The 17654-nt window shown below is 60.0% G+C and carries 18 protein-coding genes, 1 pseudogene and 1 riboswitch; of the genes and pseudogenes, 10 read left to right on the top strand and 9 right to left on the bottom strand.

The window, feature by feature from the left end; genetic code table 11:
- Positions 1-113 precede the first annotated feature (113 nt).
- Positions 114-212 (top strand): 30S ribosomal protein bS22, encoded by a 99-nt coding sequence (locus CVS29_RS04395; RefSeq protein WP_074712200.1) that lies wholly within the window; start codon positions 114-116, stop codon positions 210-212.
- A gap of 95 nt (positions 213-307) precedes the next feature.
- On the opposite strand, the gene CVS29_RS04390 is transcribed toward CVS29_RS04395, so the two are convergent.
- Positions 308-1120, bottom strand: coding sequence for an HAD family hydrolase (locus tag CVS29_RS04390; RefSeq protein WP_110105126.1), 813 nt, complete (start codon positions 1118-1120; stop codon positions 308-310).
- Between the two features lie 164 nt (positions 1121-1284).
- Between CVS29_RS04390 and CVS29_RS04385 the strand changes: the two genes are divergently transcribed.
- Together CVS29_RS04385 and CVS29_RS04380 are read left to right on the top strand one after the other, a co-directional pair.
- Positions 1285-1587, top strand: a complete 303-nt coding sequence (locus CVS29_RS04385) for a glutaredoxin family protein (protein WP_110105125.1) — start codon at positions 1285-1287, stop codon at positions 1585-1587.
- Positions 1588-1745: 158 nt separating this feature from the next.
- Positions 1746-2459: a redox-sensing transcriptional repressor Rex gene (locus tag CVS29_RS04380; protein ID WP_110105124.1), complete on the top strand. Its 714-nt coding sequence runs from the start codon at positions 1746-1748 to the stop codon at positions 2457-2459.
- Positions 2460-2468: 9 nt separating this feature from the next.
- Here the strand turns inward: CVS29_RS04380 and CVS29_RS04375 are convergent, their stop codons facing one another.
- Both CVS29_RS04375 and CVS29_RS04370 read right to left on the bottom strand, forming a co-directional pair.
- Positions 2469-3167: a hypothetical protein gene (locus tag CVS29_RS04375; RefSeq protein WP_110105123.1), complete on the bottom strand. Its 699-nt coding sequence runs from the start codon at positions 3165-3167 to the stop codon at positions 2469-2471.
- Positions 3168-3544: 377 nt separating this feature from the next.
- The gene (locus CVS29_RS04370; protein WP_110105122.1) at positions 3545-4102 is read right to left on the bottom strand and encodes a YceI family protein; all 558 of its coding nucleotides are present in this window, start codon (positions 4100-4102) and stop codon (positions 3545-3547) included.
- Between the two features lie 159 nt (positions 4103-4261).
- On the opposite strand from CVS29_RS04370, the gene CVS29_RS04365 reads away from it, so the two are divergent.
- The 5 genes from CVS29_RS04365 to ccsB all read left to right on the top strand — a co-directional run bounded on the left by CVS29_RS04365 (position 4262) and on the right by ccsB (position 9206).
- Positions 4262-4927, top strand: coding sequence for a histidine phosphatase family protein (locus CVS29_RS04365; protein WP_110105121.1), 666 nt, complete (start codon positions 4262-4264; stop codon positions 4925-4927).
- 111 nt (positions 4928-5038) lie between these two features.
- A complete protein-coding gene (locus CVS29_RS04360; RefSeq protein WP_179442507.1) occupies positions 5039-5626 on the top strand; it encodes a TlpA family protein disulfide reductase in 588 nt (195 codons plus the stop codon).
- 15 nt (positions 5627-5641) lie between these two features.
- A complete protein-coding gene (locus CVS29_RS04355) occupies positions 5642-6397 on the top strand; it encodes a cytochrome c biogenesis CcdA family protein (RefSeq protein ID WP_110105119.1) in 756 nt (251 codons plus the stop codon).
- Positions 6397-8103 (top strand): cytochrome c biogenesis protein ResB, encoded by a 1707-nt coding sequence (gene resB, locus CVS29_RS04350; RefSeq protein WP_110105118.1) that lies wholly within the window; start codon positions 6397-6399, stop codon positions 8101-8103. Before CVS29_RS04355 ends, resB begins: the two co-directional genes overlap by 1 nt.
- Positions 8103-9206: a c-type cytochrome biogenesis protein CcsB gene (gene ccsB / locus CVS29_RS04345; protein WP_110105117.1), complete on the top strand. Its 1104-nt coding sequence runs from the start codon at positions 8103-8105 to the stop codon at positions 9204-9206. Before resB ends, ccsB begins: the two co-directional genes overlap by 1 nt.
- Positions 9207-9350: 144 nt before the next feature.
- Here ccsB and CVS29_RS04340 read toward each other — a convergent pair whose 3' ends face one another.
- From CVS29_RS04340 to abc-f, 3 genes are all read right to left on the bottom strand, one after another.
- Complete coding sequence (locus tag CVS29_RS04340) at positions 9351-9812, bottom strand: hypothetical protein (protein ID WP_110105116.1); 462 nt, start codon at positions 9810-9812, stop codon at positions 9351-9353.
- 127 nt (positions 9813-9939) lie between these two features.
- Complete coding sequence (locus tag CVS29_RS04335) at positions 9940-11340, bottom strand: NAD(P)/FAD-dependent oxidoreductase (protein ID WP_110105115.1); 1401 nt, start codon at positions 11338-11340, stop codon at positions 9940-9942.
- 441 nt (positions 11341-11781) lie between these two features.
- Positions 11782-13419 carry a ribosomal protection-like ABC-F family protein gene (gene abc-f, locus CVS29_RS04330; protein WP_110105114.1) on the bottom strand — a complete coding sequence of 546 codons (1638 nt, stop codon included), beginning with the start codon at positions 13417-13419 and terminating at the stop codon, positions 11782-11784.
- Between the two features lie 255 nt (positions 13420-13674).
- Positions 13675-13793, top strand: a riboswitch (SAM riboswitch).
- A gap of 37 nt (positions 13794-13830) precedes the next feature.
- Between abc-f and CVS29_RS04325 the strand changes: the two genes are divergently transcribed.
- Positions 13831-14373 (top strand): OsmC family protein, encoded by a 543-nt coding sequence (locus tag CVS29_RS04325; RefSeq protein ID WP_110105113.1) that lies wholly within the window; start codon positions 13831-13833, stop codon positions 14371-14373.
- 114 nt (positions 14374-14487) lie between these two features.
- Here CVS29_RS04325 and CVS29_RS04320 read toward each other — a convergent pair whose 3' ends face one another.
- Positions 14488-15156, bottom strand: a complete 669-nt coding sequence (locus CVS29_RS04320; protein WP_110105112.1) for a GntR family transcriptional regulator — start codon at positions 15154-15156, stop codon at positions 14488-14490.
- Between the two features lie 12 nt (positions 15157-15168).
- On the opposite strand from CVS29_RS04320, the pseudogene CVS29_RS04315 reads away from it, so the two are divergent.
- Positions 15169-16156, top strand: a pseudogene (locus CVS29_RS04315) (1-aminocyclopropane-1-carboxylate deaminase).
- 19 nt (positions 16157-16175) lie between these two features.
- Here the strand turns inward: CVS29_RS04315 and CVS29_RS04310 are convergent.
- Together CVS29_RS04310 and CVS29_RS04305 are read right to left on the bottom strand one after the other, a co-directional pair.
- Positions 16176-16790, bottom strand: coding sequence for a hypothetical protein (locus CVS29_RS04310; RefSeq protein ID WP_110105111.1), 615 nt, complete (start codon positions 16788-16790; stop codon positions 16176-16178).
- Complete coding sequence (locus CVS29_RS04305) at positions 16787-17470, bottom strand: hypothetical protein (protein ID WP_110105110.1); 684 nt, start codon at positions 17468-17470, stop codon at positions 16787-16789. The genes CVS29_RS04310 and CVS29_RS04305 overlap by 4 nt, the downstream gene beginning before the upstream one ends.
- Positions 17471-17654: the final 184 nt, after the last annotated feature.

The following is a 17654-nucleotide window of genomic DNA, read 5'->3' as shown; positions in this document are numbered from 1 at the left end:
AGGCGGTACCCTAGGAAAGATCCATTTTCGGCTTTGACCGATTCCTGCGATCGGTCGACCAATCGTTTACGGCCTCATTCGAGGTTGTTCTATGCAGTTTGTGAGGAACTTTCATGGGTTCAGTAGTTAAGAAGCGCCGCAAGCGGATGTCCAAGAAGAAGCACCGCAAGCAGCTTCGCAAGACGCGTCACCAGCGTCGCAATAAGAAGTAAATCTTCTTCTTTATCAAAAAAGCACCCGTTCACCCTTGTGGTGGGCGGGTGCTTTTTCATGCTCTAGGCCCCAAATAGTGGGAGTGGTGGAGGGATTAGCGCTTGCGCATCATCGAGATGCCCTTCCAGAGGCCATAGACAACTCCGGCTCCGGTGGCTGCCTTGAGCCCCAGCGTGGCTGCACGGCGCCCCGAGCGGTAGTCATAAATGGGCCAGTTGTTCTCCTTGGCGTGCTTGCGAAGCTTTGCGTCGGGATTGATGGCCACAGGATTGCCCACGGTAGTCAGCAGCGGGATGTCATTGTAAGAATCGCTATAAGCCCAGCAGCGCGTCAGATCCAGATCTTCGCGGACAGCAAGTTCCTCAATGGCGCGGCCCTTGGCCGGTCCGTGCAGGATCTCGCCCACGAGGTGACCCGTGTAGACGCCGTCCGCTATCTCCGCGACCGTGCCCAGGGCACCCGTCAGGTTCAGCCGGGAGGCAATGACGCCGGCTACTTCCACGGGGGTGGCGGTAACCAGCCACACTTGACGCCCGGACTTCAAATGTTCCTGGGTCAGCGCTTTGGTTCCGGGCCAGATCTTGGAGACGATCATCTCGTCATAGACCTCTTCGCCAAGTTGGCGGATGAATTCGGTGCTGATGCCAGCGGCTAGTTTTTGTGCAGAATCCTGAACGGAGTGGACATCGTTCATATTTTCCCCGCGCAGGATGAACTTTGCCTGCTTCCACGCGAAGCCGGCAACGTCCTGCAGGGTAAATGCCCGCTTCTGATACATCTTGCGGGCTACATGGAACAGACTGGCGCCCTTCATGAGGGTATTGTCCACGTCAAAAAAGGCTGCCTCGCCTTGGTGCACTGCAGCAGTCGAGGGGGCCTCGGCACTGTTGGAAGTCACGTCGGGCATGGAATGAGTCTAGTCAATGCTTCGTGCCACCGCCTGCCACGCCACTACCTGCCGGGGGTTAACTCTGGGCAAAATCATATATTTCGCGCACGGAGAGCGCCCATGGTGCTGGGCCTACGGGTCCAGGGCCCTCCGGTAGCTTTACGTTGAGTACCGTTGTAGCTATGGAATCTATTCTCAATAACCCCGCTGCAACACCCGAGCTACCCAAAGTGCCACTCCTACAGCTTGTGACACGGTCGGGGTGCCATCTGTGTGAGAACGCACGTGAGGTGGTGGATACCATTGCCACGCAATTGCAGTTGCACTGGACCGAGGTCAGCCTGGATGACCATCCCGAACTGACGGAACGCTATGGCGAGGAGATCCCAGTTGTTCTTGTTAACGGGATCCAGCGCGACTTTTGGCACATTGACCCGATCCGCCTGGGCAACATCCTCAGCCAAGCGCTCACTGGGAACTCCTGAGGCCCTGCTGCCGGGCGCTTGCCGCCGCGTCCGCTGCCGCTTCGAGGCGAGTAGGCCGTGGCTTTTGGCTCTGACCCCGCGAAGTCATAGAGTTATTGCAGGCCAGCACGGACGTTGCGGACGCATGTTCAGTATCTACGGGCGGCCTTATTTTGAGAATGTGGAGTAGTGATGTGAACCCAGCGCAGCCCGTGGAGGAGCCTGTAGCAGAGCCGGCCAGGCAGCTGCCTGCTGCCACTGTGTCCCGGTTGACCCTCTACTTGCGCACACTCAACGCGTTGCTGGCCGAAGGTGCCGAAAGTGTCTCCTCGGAAGCCTTGGCCGAGTCTGCTGGTGTGGGTTCCGCCAACGTCCGCAAGGACCTGTCCTATCTGGGCTCCTACGGAATCCGCGGGGTGGGCTACGAAGTGGCCAACTTGAGCCGCAAAATTGCCCAAGCACTTGGCCTGACCCATGAATGGCGTGTTGCCATTGTGGGTGCCGGTAACTTGGGCCGCGCTCTGGCCCGCTATGCCGGGTTCGAATCACGTGGCTTTGACGTAGTTGCCCTACTTGATGCCGACGAGATGCTGGTAGGCACAGAAATTGGCTGGCTACGTGTCAGTGATGTGGGAAACCTCGAAAAAGTTGTGAGCTCCACACGGGCCAACATGGTGGTGTTGGCGCTGCCAGCGGCCGTTGCACAGTCTGTCTGTGACAGAGTGGTGGCCGCCGGCGTGCGCAGCATCCTCAGTTTTGCCCCCGTAGCCCTGAGCGTTCCCGGCAACGTGAACTTGCGCAAAGTGGATATGGCTACAGAGCTGCAAATTCTTGCCTATCATGCGCAGCGGCTCCAGGGCGCACACCTGGACGAGGACTTACCGGGCGTCTAAGCAGTGCCGCTACAGGCTCTTGCGGGCTTTGTGGGCGAGGAAGAACTCCTTGGCGGGGGATCGGTACAGCAAGAACACCGCAACAAGGCCCAGCACAATCTGAACAATTGCCACCGGATTGAGCTGTCCTAGAAGCAACAGCGAGAACAGAGCCAGCACCAAGGCAGTGGTGCGCGCACCGTTGGACCCTTTGCGAATGGCGCGAGCCAACAAGAAGTACGACGCCGTCATGACGATACTCAACACGAAGCCGAGGAACAAAATAGTGTCCAGAAGTGCCGCATCTGAGTAGACGGCGGCCAGCTCAGGGGAGGCCGCGAGAGTCTCTTGGAGGACATCGAGAACAGGGGCCTTGGCCGCTGGTACCAGCAGCACCACCAGGAGGACGATGACGGAGAGTGCCTGCATAATTCCGGCTGCAACAATGAGCCTGCAAGCCATCCTGACCCGGGCCGGAGGTGCCAGCTGTGCGCCCCCGGCACTGGCTATGCCTGATTGGCTGACCGGCGGGCCCGGATAGGCCAACGCGGGCGGCAGATTTGCGCCGGCTTGTGCGTCCTTCACCTCCTGAGGAAGTTCCCACCCAGCGGGCGCATATTGGCCGTAACGGGGAACGCCAGGGGAGATTTCGCCGTAGCTGCCAGGGATGGGCGGGCTGCTAGGGGCTGGCGGGGTTTGCTCTTGAGGCTCTTCACCGGGGGTGCTCATGGGATTGCTCTCTCAAAGGGTTCGGGCCCAATATGTGTGGGCTCAATGGGTTCAGGCACTGATCAGTTGCGGGTACAGCCACTGACCAGCTGGCAGGCCCATCGCGGCCAGAGATGGAGAGGGCCGCTGCGGGTCTCATATAAACCCTACGCGACCTGCTGCGTGGCAACTATTGGAGAAAAATTTTGCCGGCAAATCCCCGCCCATCCCAAGAGCGAGGGGAGCGGGGGAGCAGAATCCACCTGACACCCCTCGGGGAGTATCCGCGCATGGGGAGGGCAGCAAAATGCCGGCCCGAAAAATCTCGGACCGGCAGGAGAACCTCCAGAAAGTAGGTTGCTCCAGCTGCTTCGGTTGCATTCAGTTGCGAGGCGGTGCTAGACAGCCTTCACGAAGGCAACTTCGAGGGAAATCGTGACTTTGTCAGAGACCAGCACGCCTCCTGCTTCCAGGGCAGCATTCCAGGTCAGGCCAAATTCCTTGCGGCTGATCACGGTCTTGGCTTCGAACCCCGCGCGGGTGGCGCTGAAAGCGTCAACGGCCACGCCGCCGAACTCGCCCTTGAAGCTCACAGTCTTGGAGATGCCCCGGATAGTCAGTTCCCCCGTCATCTCGAAGTCTTCTTCATCGCCGGAAACGGAGGTGGAGACAAATGTCAGTGTGGGGAAGAGATCAACATCGAAGAAGTCGGCGCCGCGGACGTGGGCGTCGCGGTTGGCGTCACCTGAGCTAAAGCTTGCGGCCGTGATGGTGGCCGTGACGGAGGCGTCGGCCAGTGTCTGGCCGAGGTTCAGGGAGCCTTCCATCTCGGTGAACTGGCCGCGGACCTTGGAAATGCCGGCATGGCGGACCATGAAGCCCACGGTGCTGTGTGAGCTATCAAGAGTCCAGAGGCCCTGGGCCAGCCCGGTTGATTCACTGATTGTTGCTGACATGTGCTGCTCCTTGAATGGTTGTAACTACGCGTTGGAACCACCTGTGTGGCGGCCGGTCACAGACTATAAGCATGCGTTTGCATCTAATATTCCCGAGTGAATGAAATTCATTCGGCTCCGGATTAACCCCTTCCACAACAACTTTGAGAAACTGGGTACATGTCCCGAGTAACTGTGCATCTTTTGCGTCACGGCGAGGTTTTTAACCCCAATGGCGTCCTCTACGGCCGGCTCCCCGAGTTTCACCTCTCTGAGCGTGGACGAGCCATGGCGGTCATGGTGGCGGAGCACTTTGCAGCGGCCGCCAAGAACGGCGCTGGTGCACCGGTTTATCTGGTGGCCTCGCCTCTGACGCGAGCCCAGGAAACGGCGGCGCCCACGGCAGCAGCGTTGGGCCTTGAGATTGTGACTGATCCGCGCATCATTGAGGCCGAGAACCACTTCGAGGGGCTCGTTATGAATAAAGCGGAGCTGGCCAAGCCAAAGCACTGGCCTTACTTCGTGAACCCGTTCAAGCCTTCGTGGGGTGAAGCATACTCAGCCCAAGCGCAGCGCATGCTGGAGGCGGCACGCGATGCCCGCCGTCGTGCTTTTGAAATTGGTGGAGACGGGGCCCAAGCCGTCATGGTCAGCCATCAGCTCCCCATCTGGTCCACGCGCCGCAGCGCTGAGGGCAAGCGTCTGTGGCACGATCCCCGCAATCGGGAGTGCACCCTCGCCTCCCTGACGTCATTGACGTTCGACGGCGATGATGTGGTCGATGTTGTGTACAGCGAGCCCGCTGCCGCATTACTACCAGGCGCTGCAACCACCCCCGGAGCCTGAGCGGCATACAGCTGACCATCAGCTTTTCGACATACTGTAGAACAAAATGTCATGTCTGCGCGCAGTCATGGCTTAACCATGAAATGAAAGAAACGCGTCGTGACTTCTTTGATGAGCCGTAGGGCGCTTTTTGCCGCTGGCGGGGCAGCCTTGACGGTGGCTCTGGCCGCTTGCTCGGGAAATGACCCTCTGGCGGACCAGGCCAATGCCGGAGATAACAAGAACTACATTGCCGGGGACGGCTCGGTCACGGAATACGGGGCCGCGGACCGCAAGGATCCGGTGGCCTTCAAGGGCGTCTTGTTTGACGGCGGCACGGTGGACGCAGCTGATTTTGTGGGAAAAGTCACCGTCCTTAACTTTTGGTACGCGGCCTGTGGACCTTGCCGCATTGAAGCCCCTGATCTGCAAGCGCTCTACACGGACTTTAAGTCTCAGGATGTGGAGTTCTTGGGCGTCAATGTTCGTGATGAAAAGGCCGCTGCAGAAGCCTTTGAGCGTAACTTCGGGCTCAGTTACCCCAGCGTTGCGGATAAGGACGGCGGGGTGCTGCTGGCCATGACCAAATATGTGCCCCCGGCCGCGGTGCCCACCACGCTCGTGTTGGATAAGTTGGGCCGCGTTTGCGCCCGCATCCTCGGTGTTGCAGAGAAGGGCACCTTGAAGGCGCTCATCAGCAGTGCGCTGACGGAAAAATAGCGGCCAACCTCCTTCATGAACAATCCATTTGCCGAGACAATTCTGAGCGGCTCCATGCTGCTGGCCATGCCGGTGGCGCTGTTGGCTGGCCTTGTCTCCTTCCTCTCGCCGTGCGTGCTGCCTCTTGTTCCCGGGTATCTGGGCTACGTCAGCGGATTGACCGGTGCCGATCTTGAAAACCAGCGCCGCGGCCGCATGTTTGCCGGGATTGGGTTATTCGTGCTCGGCTTCTCCGTGGTGTTTGTGCTTATTGGGGCCGTTTTCGGTCAGCTGGGTGCCTGGCTCATGGGGCCCGACGCCGCCTGGGTCACCCAGGTGCTGGGCGTGGTGGTGATTCTCATGGGTGTGGTGTTCCTTGGTGGGATGAGCTGGTTCCAAAGCGAAGCGAAAATTCATGCCAAGCCGCCGGCCGGCTTGTGGGGCGCACCCATTTTGGGCGTAACCTTTGGATTGGGCTGGGCACCATGCATTGGCCCCACCTTCAGTGCCGTGCAATTGCTCGCCTTCTCCGACGGTCCCAACGCGGCCAAGGGTGCGTTCCTGACCTTTATTTATTGTTTGGGGCTGGGACTGCCGTTCCTGCTCATTGCCCTCGGTGCCCGCCGCGGGCTCGGAGCCCTCGCATTTTTCCGCAGTCACCGCCGCGGGCTCCAGTATTTTGGCGGGGGCATGCTGATCCTGCTGGGTGTTTTGATGGTGTCAGGCTTGTGGGGGATCTGGATCAACGACCTGCAGCTTTGGTTCGCTAATGAAGTCAGGTTGCCAATCTAATGAAAGAGACAGTGGTGAAAGAACCCAAGGGCAAGGCGCCCCAGGCTGGTGCCAGCGAGGTGGTCCTGCCGCAGCTCGGCTTCGGCGGGATGCTCCGGTGGGCTTGGCGTCAGTTGACCAGCATGCGCACAGCCTTGTTTTTGTTGTTGATGCTGGCTGTTGCTGCTGTGCCTGGATCCCTTTTCCCGCAGCGGCCCTCCGCCCCTGCCGAAGTGACCCAGTACCTGAAGGACAACCCCGGTTCCGGTCCCATCATGGACTGGTTCAGGCTCTTTGACGTGTACTCCTCGCCGTGGTTCGCGGCCATCTACCTGCTGCTGTTCACTTCTTTGATTGGCTGTGTGCTGCCGCGCGCCAAAATCCATTGGAAGGCCATGCGCTCGGCGCCGCCGCGCACCCCCAAGCGGCTTTCCCGCCTGGCAGAATACGGCACTGTCACCATCCCGGCCGGCAGCGGCATTGACGCCGAAACTGCTGTCAGGGATGCTGCGGCCGTACTGAAAGCCCGCCGTTACCGTGTTGACGTGCGTGACTTAGACACGGACCGGCCCTCAGTGGGTGCCGAAATCGGGTTCATGAAGGAAGTCGGCAACCTAATCTTCCATACAGCCATGATCGGTGTGCTGGCCGCCATCGCGTTCAGCGGTCTGTTTGGCTACAGCGGCCAACGCGTGCTGGTGGAGGGAGAAACGTTTGTCAATACCCTCACCGGGTACGACACTTTCACTCCTGGAGCCAACTTTGGTGAGGGCCGGTTGAGCCCCTACTCGGCAACACTGGACCGGCTGGTGGTCAAGTACGACCGCTCAACAGAGGCGCACTATGGCCAGCCCCTCGACTTCACCGCAACCTTGAGTGTCAAGGACGGTCCCGGCGCCGAAGCCAAGACCAAGACGTTGAAAGTCAACGAGCCGGTTGCTGTGGGTGGTACCAACCTTTACCTGGTGGGTAACGGTTATGCACCCGTTGTCACCGTCAAGGACGGCGAAGGAAATGTGGCCTTCCAGGGCCCGGTCATCACCATCCCCACCGACGGCGCCTACACCTCACTCATGGTGATCAAGGTTCCGGACGCCAAACCGAAACAGCTGGGCTTTGTTGGCTTCTTCTTGCCCACTGCGGTCTACAACGATGAGGGCGTGGCCTTCGGCTCTGACCCTGACCCTTTCAACCCGGTGCTGAACTTGAACGCCTACACGGGCGATCTCGGCTTGGACAGCGGGGTGCCGCGCAACGTTTTCACCTTGGATACTTCCGGAATGAAGGAGATCAACTCCCGCAACCTAGACGCTGGCGGCATTGTTCTGAAACCAAATCAGAGCTACACGCTCCCCGACGGCAACGGCACCATCAGCTTCGATGGCATCAAACGATTTGCTGCCTTGGATATCCGTCACGACCCGGGTCAGGCCTACGTTCTAGTATTCGCATTGTTGGCGTTGGCGGGCCTCATGGGCTCCTTGTTCTTGAACCGCCGCCGTGTCTGGGTCCGCACGGGTAACCACCCAGACGGGCGCACCATGGTGGAATTTGGTCTGCTGGCTCGCGGCGAGGACCACCGATTGGCCGGAGAATATGCGGCCATCAACAAGGCGCTGCACGCAAAATGGCTGGTGCCAATGGACGCGGCAGGGCAAAATGATGATGAGCAGATAATAATCAACGACTCCGCACAGAGCGTCACTGCGGCAAGTAAGGACCAGTAATGCCAGAGATCAATCAAAGCTTCGCCCTGCTGAGCGAGAGGCTCATGCTGCTGGCCGGTCTGGCGTATGCAGTGGCTTTTTGCGCCTATGCGTGGGATCTGTTTACTTTTAGCCAGGCAGCCAAGCGCGGCCTCGCAGCCGACACCCGTGCCACGGCCGCCGCTGCCGGTGTGGAGAAGGACGCCGTCCTGGCCGGTGTGGGTTCAGGTGCGGCTCGCGGTTCCGCAGGCCAGGATCTTGGTGCCGGTCCACAGGACCGCGGTGTGCGTCCCAGCTCCAAGACCCATGCAGGGTCTGACGGCGTCACGGCCGGGGACTCCATGCGCTACGGCAAGGAGCGGCGCGTTGTAGCCCGGGTAGCCGTGGCACTGACCATACTGGCCGCCGTGGTTCAGGGCTTTGCTGTGCTCTTCCGCGGGTTGGCGGCAGGGCGTGTGCCGTGGGGCAATATGTATGAATTCTGCACCACTGGCTCTTTTGCTGTGGCCGTAGTATTTTTGCTTGTTCTGACCCGCCGCGATCTGCGGTTCCTGGGGACCTTTGTCATTGGCTTGGTGCTGGTGATGGTGGTGGCCGCGTCCGTGGCGTTCTGGACACCTGTTGGGCACTTGGTTCCGGCACTTCAGAGCTACTGGCTGGTTATTCACGTCTCCATTGCGGTTCTGTCCTCGGCGTTCTTCACCCTCACCTTTGCCATGTCCGTGCTGCAACTCTTCCAGTCTCGGCGCGAGGCCTCTATCGGCTCGGGCAAGCCGGATAAGTTCCACGTCATGCGCCTGGTGCCAAACGCGCTGAGTCTGGAGAACCTTTCTTACCGCATCAACGGCATTGCGTTTGTTGGCTGGACACTGACGCTGATGTTCGGCTCCATCTGGGCCGAAAAGGCATGGGGCCGCTTCTGGGGCTGGGACACCAAGGAAGTCTGGACGTTCGTGATCTGGGTTGTCTACGCCGGTTACCTGCACGCCCGGGCAACCAAGGGCTGGACCGGAACCCGTGCGGCCTGGCTGTCTATTGTTGGCTACCTGTGCGTGGTCTTCAACTTCACCATTGTGAACGTGTACTTCTCCGGCCTGCACTCCTACGCCGGTGTGGGTAGCTAAGACGTAAGTGCTCCTGCGTACAGTTTGATCCTGCGTACTGTTTGACCCCGAATGGTGTGCCACTTCAACAGTGGCGCACCATTTGGCCTTTAACGGTGTGCAGGTTCGGGGCAGGGTCACACGCAGGTGAACTTCAGCGTGAAACTACTTCATGCCACCGTGGCGGAAGCCTGGCTTGGTGTAGGTGCGGGCCAGTAGTGTCAACGCTATAGCGGCCACCATGAGGCCAAAATCGCGCAGGGCCACGTCGTAGAAGCCTGGGTAAGTGAGCAGGTTGACGATGATGCCTGCCAGCCAGAGCGCCACAATGTAGGCGGCGTACCGTGGGCGCAGGATCATGGCAATTGCTGCAATGATCTCCACCACGCCAATCGCCATCATGGTGCCGTGGGCGCTGAACGGGGAGACGTTCTCGATCCATGGTGCCAGGTAGTTTTCCCAATGGGTTAAGACATTGAAGAATTTGTCCACGCCCATGATCAGCGGGATGGTGATGAAGCCAACCCACAAGAGCAGGAAAGCCCCATAAGCGGGCTCGGCCTTGACGCGTGTCAGTGTCTGGGAGCTCCAACCACTGGACGGGGCGGGAATTGAATGTGTTGCCATGACTCCTCCATCTAAAAACGTGATCTATGTTTTTAGATTGCGCTTCACGACACAACTTGTCAATAGTCCAGCAAAAAGTGGGCCGGGGCAGCTGCCCCGGCCCACGACGTGAAACTTTGGTGTGAAACTACTTCGCGCTGAACTCGCTGGTCAGGGCGGTCAGGGTGCCAGTATCTACATCCTGCGACGGGCCATTAAGGTAGCGGTCCAGAGAATCATCCATGGCATTGATCCACCGGGTGTGGTGCTTGGTGGCCATGGTGCCGGTGACCACGGATTGGTGGGTCATGTCCCGGTAGCCCAAGATGTCGGTTTCCTTGTGGTGCATCCAGTCCTTGAATAGCTGCGAAACGGCGTGCAGATCAAACGGCGGGTAGTCCGTTGCGGCAATGAGCTCACGCAGGTAGTCCGACTGGAAATCCGCTTCGGCATTGTGATCTGCCAAGGCAGCCTGACGTTCCAGCCACAGCTGAATATCTGCCTCGCGCTGGGCTAGAGACGGCAGCTCGATGGCGCCCGTCATGACGTCGCGGGCAAACCATGCCTGCGCGTCAAACATGTTGAACGTGTAGTACTGATCCTGCGCGCCAAGGTAAAACAGGTTGGTGTTCTCCTGCCACACCACGCCCTTGTAGAGATTCCCCGGGTAGAGCACATTCTTGGACGTCAATGACAGATCGCTGGGCAGGAACGGGTACTTGTGTTGGTATCCGGTGCACAGTACGACGGCGTCAAACTCGCCGCAGGTGCCGTCGGAGAAGTGCGCGGTTTTACCCTCGAATTCGGTGATGAGCGGGCGCTCCACAGTGTTCTCGGGCCAGTCGAAGCCCATGGGGTTGCTGCGGTAGCTAAAAGTAATTGAGGCGGCGCCCATCTTGTGGGCCTGCATGCCAATGTCCTCCGCGGAGTAGCTGGCGCCAATCAGCAGCATGTTCTTGCCGCTAAAGCGCTCTGCGCCGCGGAAATCGTGGGCGTGCAGAACCTCGCCGGGGAAAGAGCCGATGCCCTTGAACTCGGGGACCGTGGGGGTGGAGAAATGGCCGGAGGAGACCACGAGCTTGTCAAAGACATGATCGGTGGTGACGCCGGTGATCAGGTTTTCCACCGTCAAGGTGAATTCCTGCGTGTCCTGGTTGTAGCTGGTGTGCCGGGCAACAGTATTGAACTGGACGTACTTGCGCACATCTGACTTTTCAACACGGCCCTTGATGTAATCGAAGAGGACCTCGCGGGGCGGGAAAGAGGAGATGGCGCGGCCAAAGTGCTCGTCGAAGGAGTAGTCGGAGAATTCCAGGCATTCCTTCGGGCCGTTGGACCACAGGTGGCGGTACATGCTCGAGTGCACGGGTTCACCGTGTTCATCCAAGCCAGTGCGCCAACTGCTGTTCCACTGGCCGCCCCAGTCGCTTTGCTTCTCAAAGCACATGATCTCCGGGATGTCAGCGCCGTTCTGGCTTGCTGAGTCAAAGGCACGCAACTGTGCCATGCCGCTGGGGCCTGCTCCAATGATTCCGACTCGCAATGTCATGCTTTTCTCCTCATTATTTGGATCATTTTGTCCTCGTGTCACCAGACGCTTCGAATCCATAGCTCAACAGCATGAACGGGCGGGCCGTAATCGGCGCTCCCGTGGCGGAGCATCAAGGCGCTAAGTGCGCGGGCGGCAGACTTGCTGCGGCAAAAGACCAGGCGGATGGCCGCCCGTGGTTCTCGCGGAACTTACACGCGGAAGGCGTTGTCCGGAACCGGTGTGAGGTACAAGGAGTGCACCAGGATTCGAAAAGCAGCCTACTGCAGATCCAAAAAGTGCAGCAAACTTGTTACCTATTGCAACATTTTAGGGATAATAAGTCAAAGTGTACTGATTAGTAAGTACTTCTAATGCTTTGTTTTTGCGGTCCCGTAAAATGGCAAAGGGCCTGCGCATCCGTTTGATTGCGCAGACCCTTATGGAAAGTTTCTTGATGCCTTAAAGCTCTTGTAGCTGGCCGTTCTCCACCATCCACCGGGAGTCCAAGCGCACGTTTTCAAGGAGCCTGCGGTCGTGGGTGACCAGGAGCAGCGTGCCTTCGTAGCTCTCCAGCGCTTCCTCGAGTTGCTCGATGGCTGGCAGGTCCAAATGGTTGGTGGGCTCATCTAGCACCAGTACGTTCACTCCGCGGGCCTGCAAAAGTGCCAAGGATGCGCGGGTGCGTTCGCCGGGGGAGAGCGCACCCACCGGGCTTGTCACCTGGTCAGCTTTCAGCCCAAACTTAGCCAAAAGGGTACGCACCTCGCCCTGATTCAGTTCCGGCACGAGCGCCTCGAAGCCCTCTCCTAGCGGACCCTGCTCTGGGAATTGGCTGCGCGCCTGGTCAATCTCCCCGATGGCAACATTCGCGCCCAGGGAGGCAACACCGTCATTCGGGGAAATGCGGCCCAGCAACAGCCGCAACAGGGTGGACTTGCCGGCGCCGTTGGGGCCGGTGATGCCTATGCGTTCCCCAGCGTTCACCTGTGCAGTCACCGGCCCCAGGGTGAAGCTGCCCTGGCGCACCACCGCAGCGTTAAGCGTAGAGACCACGGTGCTAGAGCGGGGTGCTGCGCCAATGCTGAATTGGAGGGCCCACTCCTTGCGTGGCTCCTCAACCTCGTCCAGGCGGGCGATCCGGGACTCCATCTGGCGCACCTTCTGCGCCTGCTTCTCACTGGATTCACTGGCGGCCTTGCGCCGAATCTTGTCATTGTCGGGGGCCTTTTTCATGGCGTTGCGTACACCCTGCGAGCTCCACTCGCGCTGGACTCGGGCGCGCCCCACGAGGTCCGCCTTCTTGTCCGCGAACTCGTCATAGGCTTCGCGGGCGTGGCGCTTTGCAATGGCACGCTCTTCCAAGAAGGAGTCGTAACCGCCGTCATACACGGCCACCTTGTTCTGCGCCTGGTCCAGCTCCACTACGGAGGTGATGGTGCGGGCCAGGAACTCGCGGTCATGCGAGACGAGGACCACGCCGCCGCGCAGACCCCTGACGAACTCTTCCAGCCGAGCCAGTCCCGCCAGGTCCAGATCATTGGTGGGTTCATCCAGAAGTACTATGTCGAAGCGGCTCAGCAGGAGCGCGGCCAACGCCACGCGGGCGGCCTGCCCGCCGGAGAGCCGTGTCATGGGTGTGCTGGGAGTGAGGTCCAAGCCGAGCTCGGCCAGGGTGGCCGGGATGCGTTCGTCCACGTCTGCGGCACCGCAGGCGAGCCAGTGGTCCAGGGCTGCGGCGTAGCGGTCATCGTCGGCGCAGTTGCCGGAGCCTAGTGCTTCTGCGGATGATTCCATCTCCTCCGTGGCCTGGGTGCAACCGGTGCGCCGGCCAATGTAGGCGGCGATGCTTTCGCCCTCGATCCGCTCATGTTCCTGCGGCAGCCAGCCGACGAAGGCGTCTTGTGGGGCAGTGCTGACGGTGCCGCCCTGCGGGGTGGTGGCGCCCGCGAGGAGAGCCAAAAGTGTTGACTTGCCGGCACCATTGGCACCCACCACGCCTATGACATCGCCCGGGGCCACGGTGAAGGAGAGATTACTGAAAAGGGTGCGGTGTGCGTGGCCTCCGGAAAGGTCCTTCGCGACAAGTGTTGCGCTCATGCATCCATCTTAAGTCGCTTCCTTGCGCCGCCCGGACGTTTTGTGCCGCCGCGGTCCCGGCGCGCCCGCCCCCGCCCGTCCCCGCCTTCAACCGAGCCTCCATTGTGCACCTCCCATCGGTCCGTGAGAAAAGGTCGTTTAGGACTGAGTTAAGCGACTTTTTCTCACGGACCGATTCGGGGAAGCCGCCGAAATGTTGCCGTGTGTGACGGCAAGGTTGCTTGAGGCCCTCTGTCAGGGCAATCTAGTGGACAGAATCAAGAGTTCCAGTCAGAGGCCCTGGCCGACTGGACGGCAACCCTCGCAACCATAGTGGGGTGCCCCAGGTGAGGATTCGACGCCGCCGGCAGCTGCCGCGGGCGTAAGTATGGCGCGGTGCCTGGCACTTGCGTTCCCCTGAATGGAGACATCATGACTGAGACCACTGTAACTATTGACGACGCAGCACAGCGATCGGCGCGCCTTGGCGAAGCCGGCGCAGCCTGGGCCAAGCGCATCGGAGCCAATCCGGACAATGCGAACCTCACGTACACAGCCGCCGGCGTGGGGGTTGGCTCGGTGGCCACGCGCATCAGCGCCGGCAAACACCAATTCCTCGTCGACGAACCTGCCGCACTTGCTGGGGACGATGCCGCAGCCAGTCCCGTGGAATTCGCACTCGGTGCCATCATCGCCTGCCAAGTTGTGGTGTACCGCCTCTACGCGGAGCAACTGGGTATCCAGCTCGATGACATCACCATCAAGGCCGAAGGCGATCTGGACGTCCGTGGCTTGTTCGGGATCGATGAGTCAATCCGTCCCGGCTTCAGCGACATCCGCCTAGCCGTAAGCATCACGGGACCTGAATCGCAGGAACGCTACGAAGAGCTCGGCCGCATTGTTGAAGCACGCTGCCCTGTCCAGGACCTGTTCAGCAACACCACGCCTGTCAGCGCAGTCGTCACGAAGGCTTAGACATCACTAAATCCTGAGCAGCGTCAACGCCAAGGACGCCGCACCGCATGTGTTCGAGGATGAAGCCTAACGATTCGACACGGTGGTGCGGCGCAGGCAAGTAGCCCATAACACTCAAGCTGTAGTTTCTTCGGCGACTGCTTGGATGCCGAGAGCCAGCCAGTTCGCACGTGTGGCCAGTGCTGCGCCGTCGGCGTCGCCCGCAGTGGCAAGTTTGATGATGTCCGCATGCGCACTGACCGAATGCTGCGCATCGTGGGAACTGAACCGTTGACGCTCCACTCTCCGCAACAGTGGCATGGCCTGGTCCAGCATGGTTGGCACCATGTCATTTCCGCACGCACCAACGAGAACGGCATGGAACTGGTCATCGGCAGCCGAGGCGGCATCGGCGTCGTTCTTCTTGATGGCGGCGGCAAAGCGCACGTTGGCAGCGGTCATGGCGGCAAGGTCCTGCTCGCTCAGCAGGGGAACTGCCAGCCGCGCCGCCAGCTCGTGCATGGCCGCGACTACCTGCTGCGCATTCACGGTGGAGGCGGCATCAAGCGGGGCGACGATGGTGGCCCGGCCCGGCTGGGCAATAATCAGCCCGGCCCGCTCAAGCCGGAGCAGAGCCTCCCGGATAGGGGTTCGACTCACGCCCAACCATGCCTCTAGCTCCGGATCCCGCAGGCGCTCGCCCGGAGCGAAGGTGCCATTGACGATGGCGTCGCGGATGGAATCGTACACGTCATTACGAAGCAGGGAGCGCTTGTGAATTCCCTGGGGCGGAGGAGTCGGCATGCAACATAGGATATATCGTCCCAGGTGGAGTTTGGCCGCAGCCCCGTCCACGAGTTGGCGCGTCTGAGCAAACATCCCGGCGGCGCGAGGATTTGGGCCAAACGTGAGGATGTCAACAGTGGTCTGGCTTTTGGTGGCAATAAGACCCGCAAACTCGACTACATTGTTCCGGACACCATTGCCCAAGGAGCTGACACGCTCGTCTCCATCAGCGGATATCAGTCGAATCACACCCGTCAGGTGGCGGCAGTGGCTGCAAGCCGGGTGTGAAAGCCCGTCTCGTGCAGGAAAACTGGGTGGACTGACCGGACCCGCTATCCAACCGGGTAGGCAATATTGAGCTTTCGCGCATCATGGGTGCCGACGTCCACCTCGATGCAGCTGGGTTCGACATTGGCATCCGTAGCAGCTGGGAACAAGCCATCAAGGACGTCGAAGATGCCAGGGCAAGCCCTATCCCATCCCGGCAGGCGCCTCCGAACATCACTTGGGCGGGCTGGGCTTTGCTAACTGGGCCTATGAAGTGGAGCAGCAGGAGAAGGAACTAGGTGTCTTCTTCGACACGATTGTGCTCTGCACCGTTACCGCCTCCACCCACGCAGGCATGATCGCTGGATTTGCGGGACAAGACAGGCCGCGGCGCGTCATCGGCATTGACGCCTCAGCCACCATTGAAAAGACTCGCGCTCAGGTGGCCCGGATCGCCCGTCACACAGCTGAGCTGATGGACTTGGACAGGAAGATCCGTGACGACGAGACCACTGTCTTGCAAGGCTGGGCCGGCAACCACTCTGGCATCCCTGTGGAATCCACGCCCGAGGCCATAAAACTCACCGGATCCCTTGAAAGCATGATCATCGGCCCTGTGTATGAAGGAAAATCCATGGCTGGGTTGATTGACCTTGTCCGCAGCAAGGACATTCCTTCCAGCAGCAACGTCCTCTACGCGCATTCGGGCGGACAGCTGGCGTTGAATGCCTACAGCGGACTGTTTCGCTAAAGAACATTAGCGGACAGGGTCAGGATTCCTCAGCGCTCGGGGCTTCCCGTTCAGAGCCAGGGGCTTCCGGCCCTGGAATCGGAGCGCCTCTGGCAGGCTCTGCCTCCGCGGCGAGGGCGGTGGCCTGTGCCAGCTCAAAGCGGGCTAGCTTAGTCTGGTAGTGCAGCTGCCGCCTGGCCTCCATGGTCAGCTCCACCCAGTACGCTGCCTCACGGGCGCCGTCGAAAATGGCGATCAGGCCGTGGGGTACGCGTTTTTTGGGCCGGGCGGAGAGCTTGAATTTGAGAGGGGACATGTGGGCGGACTGGGGCTTGCGGAAAATGAGGAACAGGGCTGGTCCCAGCCAAATGAAGTAGCTGAGCAAGGCCAGTAACACCTTGTTGTTCTGCCATGCGGCCACAACAAGCGGGCTGACCACTGCCAACGCCACCACCACCAGCAGTACTGAGGCGTACGCCAGCCCCACGCCTGGGCGCGGATTGCTGCGGTACAAGGACACTGCTCGAGCGGATAGTGCAGCGCTCACAACTACCAGCAGGGTCAGTGCCAGTGCCGAGAGCAGGACCCGCACGGGCGTGAGCTCACTGTGCCAGAACAACGAAACCAAGGTGATGAGTAGCCCGGCAAGGCTCACCAGGCCACCAGCCCGGTGATCTTGCGCCCATCCACCCGGATCCGGTTGTGTGTGGAAATGCCCCACATCCGTTCCCACCGCTGAATGCGCAGCCGCATGGAGGTGGTCAGGTGGAACTCATCAATATCTCGTTGTACTGCCGTGTCACGCTGGCGGACCACGGAGAAAATAACCAGCATCAACGAGAGCATGCCAAGGAAGAACTCAGGCCCGGAATCAGGGGCAGAGGGCAGGAAGAAGACGTTGTGCAACGCCATCCACATGGTTGCGGCGGCGGCAATGCCAACCAATAGCGTCAGCAGCTCAAGGAGCTCATCCAGTGCCATAACCTGGGATTCATTGGCCATGCCCAAGGAGTTACGGCCGCTAAAGACCAAAGCAACCAGCGTGGTTGCCGTGGCGCCAAGGATCCACCCAAGGGCATCAATGCTAAATTCAAAGGTCCCCGGACTGGCGAAAGGTGCCAGCAACCGCTCGAGGAGACGTCCCCACACCACGTTGAGATCGCCAAACGAGGCAATGCGCCTCTTGTTAAGGGGGTGATGGATTTGCAGGATCATTAAACACAGGAGCAAGCCTAAGAGCAGCAACGTAAGAATTTGCCGTCGCTGGCTGCGTTTTTCCCGGTGAAACTCGGAAACGGCGCGAATATGGCGTTCCTGAGGTGCGTGAATTGTCATCTCCGATCATTGACCCTGTCCCGTGATGCTATCGGAGGGCAGTGCGGCCCGGCACAAAATACCGGAGGCTCCACAAGCTGCAAGATTTCACTTGTTCCATGACTCCTGTGTGCACTAGGGTCAATAATTGTGAGGTAGAGAACACAGACACGCAGATCGCACCGCCCGCAGCAAGCTGCCGCGG

This window comes from Arthrobacter psychrochitiniphilus (assembly GCF_003185915.1).
In the GTDB taxonomy this organism is placed as follows: Bacteria; Actinomycetota; Actinomycetes; order Actinomycetales; family Micrococcaceae; genus Specibacter; species Specibacter psychrochitiniphilus.
This window is presented reverse-complemented; position numbering and strand designations above follow the sequence as displayed.

What these genes read in the sequence shown, in the direction of transcription:
- CVS29_RS04360 (WP_179442507.1), top strand. Translation starts at nt 5,039, where the DNA reads ATGAGCCGTAGGGCGCTTTTTGCCGCTGGCGGGGCAGCCTTGACGGTG.
- CVS29_RS04390 (WP_110105126.1), bottom strand. Translation starts at nt 1,120, where the DNA reads ATGCCCGACGTGACTTCCAACAGTGCCGAGGCCCCCTCGACTGCTGCA.
- CVS29_RS04335 (WP_110105115.1), bottom strand. Translation starts at nt 11,340, where the DNA reads ATGACATTGCGAGTCGGAATCATTGGAGCAGGCCCCAGCGGCATGGCA.
- CVS29_RS04340 (WP_110105116.1), bottom strand. Translation starts at nt 9,812, where the DNA reads ATGGCAACACATTCAATTCCCGCCCCGTCCAGTGGTTGGAGCTCCCAG.
- CVS29_RS04320 (WP_110105112.1), bottom strand. Translation starts at nt 15,156, where the DNA reads ATGCCGACTCCTCCGCCCCAGGGAATTCACAAGCGCTCCCTGCTTCGT.
- CVS29_RS04325 (WP_110105113.1), top strand. Translation starts at nt 13,831, where the DNA reads ATGACTGAGACCACTGTAACTATTGACGACGCAGCACAGCGATCGGCG.
- CVS29_RS04355 (WP_110105119.1), top strand. Translation starts at nt 5,642, where the DNA reads ATGAACAATCCATTTGCCGAGACAATTCTGAGCGGCTCCATGCTGCTG.
- CVS29_RS04395 (WP_074712200.1), top strand. Translation starts at nt 114, where the DNA reads ATGGGTTCAGTAGTTAAGAAGCGCCGCAAGCGGATGTCCAAGAAGAAG.
- CVS29_RS04385 (WP_110105125.1), top strand. Translation starts at nt 1,285, where the DNA reads ATGGAATCTATTCTCAATAACCCCGCTGCAACACCCGAGCTACCCAAA.
- resB (WP_110105118.1), top strand. Translation starts at nt 6,397, where the DNA reads ATGAAAGAGACAGTGGTGAAAGAACCCAAGGGCAAGGCGCCCCAGGCT.
- CVS29_RS04370 (WP_110105122.1), bottom strand. Translation starts at nt 4,102, where the DNA reads ATGTCAGCAACAATCAGTGAATCAACCGGGCTGGCCCAGGGCCTCTGG.
- CVS29_RS04380 (WP_110105124.1), top strand. Translation starts at nt 1,746, where the DNA reads ATGTGGAGTAGTGATGTGAACCCAGCGCAGCCCGTGGAGGAGCCTGTA.
- ccsB (WP_110105117.1), top strand. Translation starts at nt 8,103, where the DNA reads ATGCCAGAGATCAATCAAAGCTTCGCCCTGCTGAGCGAGAGGCTCATG.
- CVS29_RS04365 (WP_110105121.1), top strand. Translation starts at nt 4,262, where the DNA reads ATGTCCCGAGTAACTGTGCATCTTTTGCGTCACGGCGAGGTTTTTAAC.
- CVS29_RS04305 (WP_110105110.1), bottom strand. Translation starts at nt 17,470, where the DNA reads ATGACAATTCACGCACCTCAGGAACGCCATATTCGCGCCGTTTCCGAG.
- abc-f (WP_110105114.1), bottom strand. Translation starts at nt 13,419, where the DNA reads ATGAGCGCAACACTTGTCGCGAAGGACCTTTCCGGAGGCCACGCACAC.
- CVS29_RS04375 (WP_110105123.1), bottom strand. Translation starts at nt 3,167, where the DNA reads ATGAGCACCCCCGGTGAAGAGCCTCAAGAGCAAACCCCGCCAGCCCCT.